This window comes from Streptomyces sp. CB09001, assembly GCF_003369795.1.
Lineage (GTDB): Bacteria > Actinomycetota > Actinomycetes > Streptomycetales > Streptomycetaceae > Streptomyces.
This window is the reverse complement of the sequence record NZ_CP026730.1, coordinates 808,989-821,894: the sequence shown is the minus strand read 5'-3', so window position 1 is coordinate 821,894 and position 12,906 is coordinate 808,989. Positions and strand designations below refer to the sequence as shown.

Genomic DNA, 12,906 nt, shown 5'->3' with positions numbered 1-12,906 from the left:
TACCTCGCGCGTGGCCGTTCCGGCGTCTGCGTACCGCCACGAAGCGCGTGCCCGCCGCCCGGAACCGGCCAGGTCCCGTAGGTGACCCGCGCACCGACCGGCACGCCCCGCTCGGCCGCGAGGGCGCGGGCGACCGGCACGCCCCGCTCCGCCGCGAGGGCGCGGGCTCGGCCGTTGCCGCAGCCGGTCCCCGAGCCGTGTCGTGGCACCCGGGATCAGGCCACGCGGTACTGCTCGTCACGGGCGTCGGTGAGGAACATCTGCCCCGGCGCGTGGGTGAGCGCGAAGGGCGGCCGCGAGGCCATGACCGCCGCCTGCGGAGTCACTCCGCAGGCCCAGAACACCGGGATGTCGTCCGGTTCGCGGTCCACCGCCTCGCCGAAGTCGGGCCGGTCCAGGTCGTCGATGCCGAGCGCCGACGGGTCCCCGCAGTGCACGGGGCTGCCGTGCACCGCCGGGAGCAGACTGCTCTCGTGGATCGCCGCCGACAGGTGCGCGGGCGGCACCGGACGCATCGAGACCACCATCGGCCCGCGCAGCCGCCCGGCGGGACGGCACGCCCGGGAGGTGACGTACATCGGGACGTTGCGGCCCTGCTCGACGTGGCGGATCGGGACACCGGCCGCGGCCAGCGCCCACTCGAAGGTGAAACTGCACCCGATCAGGAACGTCACCAGGTCGTCCCGCCAGTGCTCGCGCACGTCCGACGGCTCGTCCACCAGCTCGCCGTCCCGCCACACCCGGTAGCGCGGCAGATCGGTGCGCAGGTCCGCGCCGTCGGCGAGCACGGTGGTCCAGGACCCGGCGTCGGTGACGTCGAGCACCGGGCAGGGCTGCGGATTGCGGGTGCAGAACAGCAGCATGTCGTAGGCCCAGTCGGCGGGCACCGAGATCAGGTTCGCCTGGGTGCGGCCGGCGGCGACCCCGGCCGTGGGGCCGGTCAGCCCCTTCCGGAAGCGGGCGCGGGCCGTCTTCGGGCTCCACGCGCGCGCGTGCGCGTCGACGAGGGCGAGCGGCCGGTCCCCGGTCGCGGAGTGCGGACGGTTCATGCCAGTTCCTTTCCGCGCGTCTCCGGCAGCCCCAGCAGGGCCAGTGCCGCGATGCCGTAGCCGATGGCGCCGAAGACCAGTGCGCCGCCCACGCCCCAGCTGTCGGCGAGGAAGCCGACCGTGGTGGGGAAGACGGCACCCACGGCGCGTCCGGTGTTGTAGGTGAAGCCCTGTCCCGCGCCCCGCACCGCCGTCGGGTACAGCTCGCTCAGGTACGAACCGAACCCGCTGAAGATCGCCGACATGCAGAAGCCGAGCGGGAAACCGAGGACCAGGAGCAGGGTGTCGGCGCCGCTGGGGATGTTCGCGTACGCCAGGATGCAGACCGCCGACAGCAGCGCGAAGAGCCAGATGTTGCGCCTGCGGCCCAGCACGTCGGTGAGCACACCGCCGGTGAGGTAGCCCAGGAAGGCGCCCGAGATGAGGAACGTCAGGTAGCCGCCGGTGCCGACGACCGACAGGTCGCGCTCGTCCTTCAGATACGTCGGCACCCAGGTGGCGAGGGTGTAGTAGCCGCCCTGGACGCCGGTGGACAGCAGGCTCGCGAAGAGCGTGACGCGCAACAGGCCGGGTGCGTCCCCCGTGCCGGGCTTGAAGATCGCCGAGAACGAGCCCTTGCCGGCGCCCTTCTCCCGGACCTCGGCGGCCCGCGGCGCGTCCTGGACGCTGCGCCGCACCCACACCACGAGCAGCGCCGGGAGCGCGCCCGTCCAGAACATGACGCGCCAGGCCAGATCGTCCCCGGCCAGCGAGAACACCAGCGTGTACACGATCACCGCGAGCGCCCAGCCCACGGCCCAGGAACTCTGGATCGCGCCCAGCGTGCGCCCCCGGTGCCTGGGGCTCGCGTACTCGGCGACCAGGATGGCGCCGACCGCCCACTCGCCGCCGAAGCCGAGGCCCTGGAGGGCGCGGAAGACGAGCAGCGTCTCGTAGTTGGGCGCGAAGCCGCAGGCCACCGTGAACACGGCGTAGGTGATCACGGTGAGCAGCAGCGCCCTGACCCGGCCGACGCGGTCCGCCAGCACACCCGCGAGCGCGCCGCCGACCGCCGAGACGACCAGCGTGACCGTGGTGAGGAGCCCGGTCTGGCCGCTGTCCAGACCGAAGTACGCGGCCAGCGCCACCATGGTCAGGGGCAGTGTGAAGTAGTCGTAGGAATCGAGGGCGTAGCCGCCGAACGCGCCGCCGAAGGCGCGGCGGCCCCGCGGGCCGAGGGCGCGCAGCCAGCCGAACGGACCCTCTTCCGCGGGGTGTTCGGCCGTGCCCGGGGGACGAGTGCCGGAGGAGAGGGTCCGTGGGGGAGGGGGAGTGCTCATGGTGCACCTCGCAGTGGGAGGACGGAGGGTGCTGGTCGAGCGGTACAGCGACGTACTGGGGGCACCGTAGGGGATCGTTCAACGATCCCTCAATACCCCTGTTGTTTCGTTCTGGTATCTGCGATTGAATTCCGGGCATGGCAGAGCAGTTGACGGGACTGGCCGACGACCGCGCCCTCCTCGGGCGCACCAGCACCGCCGAGCGGGTCTCGGACATCCTCAGGAGCCGGATAGCCGAGGGCTACTTCCCGCCCGGGACCCGCTTGTCCGAGGACAGCATCGGTGGCGCCCTCGGCGTCTCCCGCAACACCCTGCGCGAGTCGTTCCGCCTGCTCACACACGAACGGCTCCTGGTCCACGAGCTGAACCGGGGCGTCTTCGTCCGGGTCCTCACCGTCGAGGACGTCGAGGACATCTACCGCACCCGCTCCCTCGTGGAGTGCGCCGTCGTCCGCGGCCTCGGCGAGCCGCCGTACCCGCTGGACGGCCTCGCCGAGGCCGTCGAGGACGGGCGGAGGTCGGCCCGCGAAGGTGACTGGAAAGGCGTGGGTACGGCCAACATCCACTTCCACCGGGAACTGGTGGCCCTCGCCGGCAGCGAGCGCACCGACGAACTGATGCGCAGCGTCTTCGCCGAACTGCGCCTCGCCTTCCACGTCGTGGACGACCCCCGCCGGCTGCACGAGCCGTACATCGCCCGGAACGCGGAGATCCTCGCGACGCTGGAGAGCGGCGAGCGGGAGGCGGCGGCGCGGCTGCTCGCGGTCTACCTGGAGAACTCGCTGAAGCGCGTCGTGGAGGTCTACCTGCGACGGGTCGGGGACGAGGGGTAGGGCGCGAGGGCAGGTCCCGGGCGGCACGGCGGCCGGCCCCCGGGCGGCACGGCGGCCGGCCACGGTGCCCGCCGGGGCCCATCTGCGTCGTTTGGGCCGATGTCAGACCGAGGACCTAGTCTGTGCACCGTGACTTCGCCTGCATCGACGGACAGCGTTCCGCCCCAGCTCAGCGCGGGGCCGCGCCCCGCACCGGGTCCGGCCGCCGACGAGGGGCTGGCGCGGCGGCTGCGCGCGCTCGCCTGCACGGCGCCGCTGCACGACCTCGACGCACGCAAGGCCAATCTCGCCGGCGAGTACTCGGTGTACGGCATGGCGGAGGTCGCCCTCGCCGCCATCGACCTCGTCACGCTGAACATGGACTTCGACACCGGCGCCGACCACGACCAGATAGTGGCCAGGCTGATCCCGCGCGTCGCCGCCCAGGCACCGCCCCGCCCCGCCGCCGAGCACGAACGGGTGGCCCGCTGGGTCCTGGAGAACCTGATCAACGTCGGCAGCGTCGACCGCGGCTTCCGCGCGGTGTACGGCACCTTCGGGCCCGACGGCACCTACGTCCGCCGCGACTACGACTTCAAACTGCTCGAAGAGGTTCCCGGCCCCGGCGGCACCGTCTACCTGCGTACCACCGACGAGGCGGTCAACGTCCTCGTCGGCGCCCTGGACACCGACGTCACCAGCGCCCAGATCGCCGCCGAGGTCAAGCTCGAGGTGCTGATCAGCCGCGGCCGCCTCGCCGACGCCCAGCTCGCCGCCGAACAGGCCCGGTACCGGACCGTGCAGTACTCGGAGACCCTGCGCCGCGCCCTGGACGCCACCCGGCGCAACGTCCGCGCGGTCGACTGGCTCGGCGCCGTCCCGGACATGATCGCCGAGGCTCTGGACCACGTCGCCGACCGGTACCGGCACGAGAACGCGATCCTGACCAACATCCGCAAGGCCCGCGACGAGACCGAGGACGCCGAGCACAAACGCCGCGCCGCCGAGCTGGTCGACATCGTCAAGGACTGCATCCGCCGCCACACCCAGCTCCAGTCCCGCCTCCTGGAGGCCGGCCCGCTCTTCCGCGCCGAACAGGACCGGCAGGCCTTCGCCACCCCGCTGACCACCTCGGGACTCGACCTGTACGGCCATCTCGTCGCCCCCGTGCTGCCGTTGCCCGTGGAGCGGGCGATGCGCGTCACCGACGCCTTCTTCGCCCGCGGCACCGGCCTGCGCACGCCCGTCTCCGTCCGGGTCGGCGACCTCGTCGACATACTCCTCACCCCACCCGTGGAGCGGGAGCACCTGGGCGCAGAGATGCCGGAGCCCGACCTGATCGCCACCCCGGACGACAGCCGCTTCAGCGAGGAGCAGCTCGCCGCGGCCATGGAGCTGCTCGACCTGCCGCACGACGCCCCGCGCCGGCTCTCGGGGCTGCTGGCCGACGCCCGTGCCCGCGACGCCGAACTGCCGTACCTCGTCGCGCTGCTGGCCGTCCACGCGGCCAGCCCGCCGGTCGGCACCGCCTACCGCCAGGGGGAGCCGAAGCTGCTGTTCGCGGTCGACGACGGCACCGAGCTGGACGACCCCGAGTTCGGTGGCGCCGACCTCATCGTCGGCACGGCGCTGCTGGACGCGGCGGGAATGGCGGCGGACCGGACGGAGGCGGCATGACCGGGCCGCACCACCCCTCCGACCGCCTTGGCCACCCCCTGACCCCCCACCGCGGCACAGCGCGAGAGCACAGCGAGGAGTACCGACCGTGACCGAGTACGTCGACCGGAGCGAACCGGAGGCGGGCGCCGCGCCGGCCACGGCGGCCGTCACGCCCGCCGACGCCGCCGACGCGGCGCGGCTCGTCGCGTTCGGCCTCCAGCCCAAGCTGCTGCCCGCCCGCGACCAGGAGTACGCCGACCTGCTGCGCCGCTACCGCGAGGATCCGCCCTTCGCCCGGCTCGCCGACGCCGTGGCGGCCGGCCTGGGGCTGATCGTCCTGGAGGTGTCCCCGCGCGCGGGGATGGCCGTGACCGCCGCCGAGGACTCGGTCTTCGCCGTCCGCATGGGCGACTACGCGCGCCGGGCCGCCACCGACTCCGGCGACCGCTTCCTGCACGGCCTCGCCCACCTCGCCGTGGCCGCCATGGCCTACCCGCGCCCCGAGGACCTCGCCGACGACGGCTACATCGGCCGCGTCACGGTCAACGGCGTGGACGCCTTCGTCCGCCAGGCCTGCCGGAGACTCGAGGAGCGGGCCGAGCAGCAGGGCGAGAACACCGACCCGGCCACCGACGCCCCGGGCCTGGAGGCCGCCTGGCGGATCTGGGTCAGGCGCAGCGCCACCGGCGCCACCAAGGACGCGCGCCGACTCCCGGGCTCCACCACCGGCATCGTCGGCAAGGCCGCCGCGTTCCTCACCGAGTCCGGCTTCCTCCAGCGCACCGGCGACGACCACGGCGGCACCTACCGGACGACGGCCCGCTATCAGCTCCAGGTGCGCGACATGGCGGGCAGCGCCGCCATGACCGAGCTGCTCGAGCTGGGCGTCGTCCCGGTCACCGACGGCACCGCGACGCTGCTGCCCGCCGAGGAAAGCGACGACCTGGAGCTGGTCGCCGACGCCGGCCTGCCCTTCCACTCCTCCTGATCCGCCCCCGTCCGCACTACCGCCCGCGTCCGCACAACCGCCGCCGTCCGCACAACCGTGCCCGTCCGAACCGACCGCATCCGCCCCACCGTCCCCGACGTCCGAAGACTTACGAGAGTCCGCCATGTACGAGCTGTCCCGGGTCCGCCTCTACTCCATCGGACCCGCCGGTGCGCGCTACGCCGACACCGTGCTTGACCTGCGCGGTGTGGGCGAACCCGTGCCCGACCCCGCCCCCACGCAGGCGGAGTTCTTCGAAGAGGAGCCCGTCGGCCCGCCACGCCGGCCCGCGCCCGCCGGCGTGCTCTTCCTGGAGAACGGCGGCGGCAAGTCCGTACTCCTCAAACTGATCTTCTCGGTGATGCTGCCGGGCCACCGCAACACCCTGGGCGGCGCCAGCTCCGGCGTGCTGCGCAAGTTCCTGCTCGCCGACGACTGCGGTCACGTGGCGCTGGAGTGGCAGCACGTGCAGACCGGCGAGTGCGTCGTCGTCGGCAAGGTCAGCGAGTGGCGCGGGCGACAGGTCTCGGGCGACCCGCGGAAGTTCGCCGAGGCCTGGTACTCCTTCCGGCCCGGCCCCGGACTGACCCTGGACAACCTGCCGGTCGCCGAGGCCACCGCCGTCCGCCCGCCCGTCGAGGGAGCCTCCGGCGCGCAGGGCAGGCGGCGCACCATGAAGGGCTTCCGGGACGCGCTCACCGAGGCCGGCAAGGCCTACCCGTACCTGGAGGTGCACTGGGAGGAGATCCACGACCGCTGGATCGAGCACCTCGGCGACCTCGGACTCGACCCCGAACTCTTCCGCTACCAGCGCGAGATGAACGCGGACGAGGGCGAGGCCGCCGGCCTCTTCGCGGTCAAGAAGGACTCCGACTTCACCGACCTGCTGCTGCGGGCCGTCACCGACACCCGCGACACCGACGGCCTCGCCGACCTGGTCGGGGGCTTCGGCAACAAGCTCGGCCGACGTGCCGAGCTGATCGCCGAACGCGACTTCACCGCCGGCTCCGTCGACCTCCTGGGCCGGATCGTCGAAGCCGCCGAGGCGCGCACCCGCACACGTGACATCCACACCGGCGCCGAACGCCGCACCAGGAACCTGGCCCGGCGGCTCACCGCGCGCGGAGCCCAGGAGCGGGTGCGGGCCTCGGACCTCGCCCAGCGGGTCACGGCCGCCGCGTACGCCGTCACGCACGCCGAGTCCGCCCGGGACCGCAGCGCCCTCATCGCCGCCGAACTCGCCTACCGGCACGCCTCGTTGGCCCTGACCGGCGCCGAGAAGGCCGCCGCCGCGCAGAAGCGCGAACTGGCCGAGGCCCGCACCCTGCACTCCGCCTGGCAGGCCGCCGAGGCCGTCCTGCGCCACCGGGCGGCCGCCGACCGGGTCGCCCGCGTGTCCGCGGCCATCCAGGAAGCCGAGCGGGACGCCGCCCCGGCGCTCGCCGCCCGCGCCAAGGCCGCCGTAGCCCTCGTCCGCGCCCTGCACGCGGCGGCCGGAAAGGCCGAGTACCACGCCAACGAGGAGGAGGCGAGGTCCGCCGCCCTCCAGGACGTCAGCGACGCCGCCCACCGGGACTCCACCACCGCCGCCACCGAGGCGCAGCGCGCCCGCAGCGAAGCCGGACACCTGCGCCAGCGCCTCACCGAGGTCGAGCAGGAGACCGCCGAGGCCGTCCGCGCGGGCTGGCTGGACGACAGCGCGCCCGACGCCGACCCCGCCCGTGCCGCCCTCGCGGCCAGCGACGCGGAGAAGACCACCGTCGCCGCCTGGGACACCGCCCGCGAGGCGGCCCGCCGGGCCACCGAGCACGCGCGCGAGGCCGCCGCCGCCGAGAGCCGCGCCGAACTGACCGCGGCCCGCGCGGCGGACGCCGCCACCGCGGCCGAGCGCGCCCACGAGGCCGAGCGGCGCACCGCCGAGGCACTGGCCGCGGAGGAGCGGCTCGCAGAGCTGCTCGGGCTGGCCGCCGAGGCCCGCCCCGGCATCCCACAGCCCCGCAGGGACACGGACCGCGACGACCGGGCCGCCGCCCCCGACGCGGCGGACGGCGCCCTGACCCCCGAGGAACTCGACCGCTTCGCCGACGAGCTGCGCGAACTGCTCGACGACACCGTCACCTCCGCCGAACGCCAGCTGTTCGACCTGCGCACCGCCGCGGCCGACGACTCCCGCATCCTCGGCGCGCTCGGCGACGGCGGACTCCTGCCGCCGGGACCGGACGTGCTGGCCACCGTCGAGTTCCTCGGCGAGCACGGCATCCCCGCCCTGCCGGGTTGGCGCTACCTCGCCCAGGCCGTCGACCCCGCCGACCACGCGCGCGTGCTGGCCGCCCGCCCGGAGCTGGTCGACGGCGTGATCATCACCGACCCGGACTCGCACACCCGCGCCCGCGAAATCCTCGGCGACGCGGCCCTGCTGCCGCGCTCCGCCGTCGCCGTCGGCACGGCCGCCGCCCTCCTCGCCCCGGCCCCGGGCCCCGAGTCCGGCGCCGGGGACGTCTTCCTCGTACCGCCGAACCCGGCCATGCACGACGAGCTGGCCGCCGACGAGGAACGGCACGCGCTGCGCGCGCGGGCGGGCGAGCGGGACGAGGAGATCCGCACCCTCGCCGCCCGCCTCGGCAAGGACCGCGAGCTGGCGGCCCGGCTCGCCTCCTGGCGCACCGGCTGCCCCACCGGACGCCTCGCCGAGCTCGCCCGGACCGCCGAGGAGGCCCGCGCCTTCGCCGGGGAGACCGAGGCCGAGCTGACCGAGGCCCGCAGCCTGCGCGCCGAGGCCGACGAGCGCGCCGCCGAGGCCGTCCACCTGCGGGACGAGCGGCAGGAGGCCGCGCAGAAGGCCCGCCGCGCCGCCGACGCCCTCGCCGGACTCGCCTTCCGGCTGCGCGAACGCGCCGGCTGGCAGGTCAAGGTCCGTGAACTGGCCGACGAGGCCGCCGAGGCCGAGGCCCGCGCCCAGGCCCGCCTGGAGCGGGCCCGCGCCGCCGACGAGGACCGGCGGGCCGCCCAGCGCGCCGCCGACGACGCCCGCCGCACCGCCCGCGCGCTGCGCGCCGAGCGCGCCGAGATCGCCGGCGCCCCCGACGACGTACCCGAAGAGGCACCCGGGGACGGCGGCGAAGCACCCAAGACGTCCCTGCCCGACCTCCGTGAGGCCTACCGGGCCGCCTCCCAGGTGTACGAGAAGGTCGGCGTCGGCGCCGACCTGCGCGCCGAACAGGCCCGCGCGGAGAGCGACGAGAGCGCCGCCCGCGCGGATCTCGACCGGCTCAGCAACAAGGTCCGCACCCGCGCCGCGCAGCTCCTGGAGTCGCCCGACGGCTCGGACGGACCCTCCCGGCAGGCCGCCGCCGCCCGCGCGGAGGAACTGGTACAGCTCCTGGAAACACGCATGTCGAGCGCGAGCGAACAGCTCGGCCGGCTGCGCGGCGAGGCCGAACGGCACGCGCCCGAGGACGGCGACACCCACACCGACCTCCCCGAGGAGCTCCTGCCGCGCGACGCCGAGCACGCCCAGACCCTGCTGCGCACGGCGACCGCCGAACTGGCCACTTGCACCGAGGCCCTGGCCCGGGCCCGCGAGGCCCACGCCGAACTGCTCGACGCGCACCGCACCGCCGAGGACGCGGCCGGCGGCTTCGACGAGATCGCCGCCATGCTCCGCGACCTGCTGCGCGAACACGCGCCCGAGGAGGAGCAGGAGGAGCCCGAGCCCTACGCGGGCGACCTGGAGGAGGCCCGCCGGTCGGCCGCCGAGGCCCGCCGTTCGCTGCGCGGCTGCGCCGCCGACCTGTCCGCCGCCGAGGCCGCCGTGCGCGAGGCGAGCGACGTCCTCGTCCGGCACGCCAACTCCACCCGCTACGAGCAGGTCCGCACGCCCGCCCGCCAGCAGATCCGCGAACTGCCCGCCGCCGCGCTGCCCGAGCACGCCGCCAAGTGGGCGGACGCCTTCGCGCCCCGGCTCCGTGTCCTCACCGACGAGCTGGCCCAGCTGGAGCGCAACCGCGACTCGATCGTGGACCGGCTGCGCGGCCTGGTCGAGTCCGCGCTGGCCACCCTCCGCTCCGCCCAGCGGCTGTCCCGGCTGCCGGAGGGCCTCGGAGAGTGGTCCGGGCAGGAGTTCCTGCGCATCCGCTTCGAGGAGCCCGACCAGGCCGTCCTCACCGAGCGGCTCGGCGAGGTCGTGGACGACGCGACCCGCGCGGCCGTGAAGAAGAACTCCGACCTGCGCCGCGACGGCATGTCCCTGCTGCTGCGCGGCGTCGGAGCCGCCCTGCAGCCCAAGGGCGTCGCCGTCGAGATCCTCAAGCCCGACGCCGTACTGCGCGCCGAACGCGTCCCCGTCGGCCAGATGGGCGACGTCTTCTCCGGCGGCCAGCTGCTCACCGCGGCCATCGCCCTGTACTGCACGATGGCCGCGCTGCGCAGCAACGACCGGGGCCGCGACCGGCACCGCCACGCCGGCACCCTGTTCCTCGACAACCCCATCGGCCGCGCCAACGCCACCTATCTGCTGGAGCTCCAGCGGGCTGTGTCCGACGCCCTCGGCGTCCAGCTCCTGTACACCACCGGCCTGTTCGACACGACCGCGCTGGCCGAGTTCCCGCTGGTCATCCGGCTGCGCAACGACGCCGACCTCCGGGCGGGCCTGAAGTACATCAGCGTGGAGGAGCACCTCAGGCCCGGCCTGCCCCAGCCGACGCCCGCCGCCGAGGGGGAGGGCGAGGCGGTGCACAGTGAGATCACCGCGACCCGCATGTTCAAGCGTCCGGCCCAGTCACCTGCCTAGGACGGCCGCGAGCCGAGCCGGCCGAGCAGCCAGTCGTGGAAGATCCCGATGTGGTGCTCGGTCGGCACCAGCACCCCGCCCGCGCGGTAGGCCCGGGACGCCATCGCCGGCTGCGTCCGCTCGCAGGCCGCGAAGTCCTGGGCGTTGACCCGGTGGAACAGCTCCACCGACTTCGTCAGGTCCGCCCCGGACGCCACGACCTCGGGCGCGTACAGCCAGTCGCACTCGACCACCGTGCGGTCCTCGGCCAGCGGGAACATGCGATGCAGGATCACGTGGTCCGGCACGAGGTTCACGAAGACCGCGGGCCGCACGGTGACCGCGTAGTAGCGACGGTCCTGGCCGTCCGGGACGTCGGGGAGCCTGCCGAAGCCCTCACTGCCGTCCACGGTGAAGCCCTTGACCCCCTCACCGAACTCGGCACCGTGCCCCACGTAGTACTGCGCCGCGTATCCGTCGGCGAACTCGGGCAGGACGTCGGTGAGTTCCGGGTGGATGGTCGCGCAGTGGTAGCACTCCATGAAGTTCTCGACGATCAGCTTCCAGTTCGCCCGCACGTCGTACCGCACACGCCGGCCGAGCGCGAGCCCCTCGGTCCCGTACCGTTCGACGGCCGCCGCATCGCCGAGCCGTTCGACCACCGCCCCGCACACCGTCTCCTCGAACGAGGGCGGCTCCTCGGCCAGGCACACCCAGGCATAGCCGAGCCACTCCCGCAGGGCCACCTCGACCAGGCCGTACGCCGACCGGTCGACGTCCGTCATCTTCGGCAGGTCGGGCGCGGCGACCAGCCTGCCGTCGAGGTCGTACGTCCACGCGTGGTACGGACACTGGAGGGTGCGGCGCACCTCGCCGGACTCCTCCAGGCACAGCCGGGCGCCGCGGTGCCGGCAGATGTTGAGGAAGGCGCGCAGTCCGCCGGTGCGGGTCCGCGTGACGAGCACGCTCTCGCGGCCGACCTGCACGGTGCGGAAGGCGCCGGGCCGTTCGAGGTCGGCACCCCGCACGGCGCAGAACCACAGCGCCTCGAAGACGTGCCGCTGCTCCTCGCGGAAGATCTCCGGGTCGGTGTAGTAGTGGCCCGGCAGCGTCGGAACGAGGCTGGGGGGAAGGGGAGTCGTCGTCACGTGCGTACTCCTCGGGCGGGGTCGAAGAGACCGATGGGGTGCGCGGTGGTGCCGGTCAGGGCCAGGTCGGCGAGGATCTCCCCGACCACGGGCACGAACTTGAAGCCGTGTCCGGAGAAACCGCACGCCACCGTGACCGAGTCGGGGTGCGCCGGGTGGCGGGCGATGACGAAGTGCTCGTCGGGCGTGGTGGTGTACATGCAGGTCGCGGCCTTGCGGAAGGTACCGGGCAGATCGGGGATGCGGCCGGACATGTGGTCCGCCATGGCCCGGACCTCGCGCTCGTGCACGGTGCGCTCGATCGTCTCGGGGGTCGTGGCCCGCCCCTTGCGGAAGAAGGCGACCTTGGCTCCGTCGTCGGGGCCGTCGATGGCCGGGAAGCCGTAGACCTGGACGCCGGCCGCGTCCTCCCAGACATAGATCGGATGGTTCGCGGGTCGGAAGGGTCGGATGCCCCCGCGTGGCTGGAACCAGTACATGACCTGCCGCTCGACGGTGAACGGCACACCCAGGTCGGCGAGCAGCCGCGGCGCCCACGCCCCCGGGCAGATCACCAGGTGGGAAGCGGTGTAGGTGTGGTCGGCGGTGTGCACCCGCACGCCGTCCCGGTACGGCTCCCAGCGGGTCATCGGCTCGTCGAAGTGCAGGTCGGCGCCCTGCCGGGTGGCGAGCTGGAGATGCGCCGCCACGGTGTTCTCCGGCCGGAGCAGCCCGGCCTTGGCCTCGTGGAGCGCGACCTCGTCGTCGTCCGGCGTGAGCGTGGGGAAGCGGCGGCGGATCTCCCGGGCGTCCAGCATCTCGTGCGGCAGGTCCCACTGGCGGGCCGAGCGCAGCGAGCCGGAGACGGTCCACGCGTCGGGGCGGCCGATCATCAGCCCGCCGCAGAGCAGGGCCACGTCCCGGCCGGTGGCCCGTTCCAGGTCCTCGTACAGCTCGTAGGCGCGCAGCAGCAGCGGGACGTACGCCGGGTCCTCGAAGTACGACTGGCGGGTGATCCGCGAACCGCCGTGGCTGGAGCCCCGGTTGTGCACCGGGCCGAACCTCTCCAGGCCCAGCACGCGCACGCCCCGCGCGGAGAGGTGGTGGGCGGCGGCGCTGCCCATGCCGCCGAGACCGATGACGATCACGTCGTAGGTGGGGGACAACTCGGGACCTCCTGGGGG

8 protein-coding genes are annotated in these 12,906 nt (G+C 74.2%); 4 read left to right on the top strand and 4 right to left on the bottom strand.

The genetic code is table 11. The features are described from left to right. Window positions 1–215: 215 nt before the first annotated feature. Both C4J65_RS03800 and C4J65_RS03795 read right to left on the bottom strand, forming a co-directional pair. Complete coding sequence (locus C4J65_RS03800; RefSeq protein ID WP_115741096.1) at window positions 216–1,049, bottom strand: putative hydro-lyase; 834 nt, start codon at window positions 1,047–1,049, stop codon at window positions 216–218. After that, on the bottom strand, window positions 1,046–2,368 hold the full coding sequence (locus C4J65_RS03795) for an MFS transporter (protein ID WP_115741095.1): 1,323 nt from the start codon (window positions 2,366–2,368) through the stop codon (window positions 1,046–1,048). The genes C4J65_RS03800 and C4J65_RS03795 overlap by 4 nt, the downstream gene beginning before the upstream one ends. 137 nt (window positions 2,369–2,505) lie before the next feature. Here C4J65_RS03795 and C4J65_RS03790 point away from each other — a divergent pair, with 137 nt between their 5' ends. From C4J65_RS03790 to C4J65_RS03775, 4 genes are all read left to right on the top strand, one after another. Beyond that, a complete protein-coding gene (locus C4J65_RS03790; protein WP_115741094.1) occupies window positions 2,506–3,201 on the top strand; it encodes a GntR family transcriptional regulator in 696 nt (231 codons plus the stop codon). A gap of 129 nt (window positions 3,202–3,330) precedes the next feature. Then, window positions 3,331–4,857 carry a hypothetical protein gene (locus tag C4J65_RS03785; protein WP_115741093.1) on the top strand — a complete coding sequence of 509 codons (1,527 nt, stop codon included), beginning with the start codon at window positions 3,331–3,333 and terminating at the stop codon, window positions 4,855–4,857. Window positions 4,858–4,945: 88 nt separating this feature from the next. Beyond that, window positions 4,946–5,827: a hypothetical protein gene (locus C4J65_RS03780; protein ID WP_115741092.1), complete on the top strand. Its 882-nt coding sequence runs from the start codon at window positions 4,946–4,948 to the stop codon at window positions 5,825–5,827. A gap of 124 nt (window positions 5,828–5,951) precedes the next feature. Beyond that, entirely contained in the window at window positions 5,952–10,616 is a 4,665-nt protein-coding gene (locus tag C4J65_RS03775; RefSeq protein WP_115741091.1) for a hypothetical protein, read from the top strand. On the opposite strand, the gene C4J65_RS03770 is transcribed toward C4J65_RS03775, so the two are convergent. Both C4J65_RS03770 and solA read right to left on the bottom strand, forming a co-directional pair. Next, window positions 10,613–11,743 (bottom strand): aromatic ring-hydroxylating dioxygenase subunit alpha, encoded by a 1,131-nt coding sequence (locus C4J65_RS03770; RefSeq protein ID WP_115741090.1) that lies wholly within the window; start codon window positions 11,741–11,743, stop codon window positions 10,613–10,615. The two genes, C4J65_RS03775 and C4J65_RS03770, sit on opposite strands and share 4 nt — an antisense overlap. After that, the gene (gene solA / locus C4J65_RS03765; protein ID WP_115741089.1) at window positions 11,740–12,888 is read right to left on the bottom strand and encodes an N-methyl-L-tryptophan oxidase; all 1,149 of its coding nucleotides are present in this window, start codon (window positions 12,886–12,888) and stop codon (window positions 11,740–11,742) included. The genes C4J65_RS03770 and solA overlap by 4 nt, the downstream gene beginning before the upstream one ends. Window positions 12,889–12,906: the final 18 nt, after the last annotated feature.

Coding starts and splice junctions, on each gene's coding strand:
- C4J65_RS03790 (WP_115741094.1), top strand. CDS start 2,506: ATGGCAGAGCAGTTGACGGGACTGGCCGACGACCGCGCCCTCCTCGGG.
- C4J65_RS03795 (WP_115741095.1), bottom strand. CDS start 2,368: ATGAGCACTCCCCCTCCCCCACGGACCCTCTCCTCCGGCACTCGTCCC.
- C4J65_RS03800 (WP_115741096.1), bottom strand. CDS start 1,049: ATGAACCGTCCGCACTCCGCGACCGGGGACCGGCCGCTCGCCCTCGTC.
- C4J65_RS03775 (WP_115741091.1), top strand. CDS start 5,952: ATGTACGAGCTGTCCCGGGTCCGCCTCTACTCCATCGGACCCGCCGGT.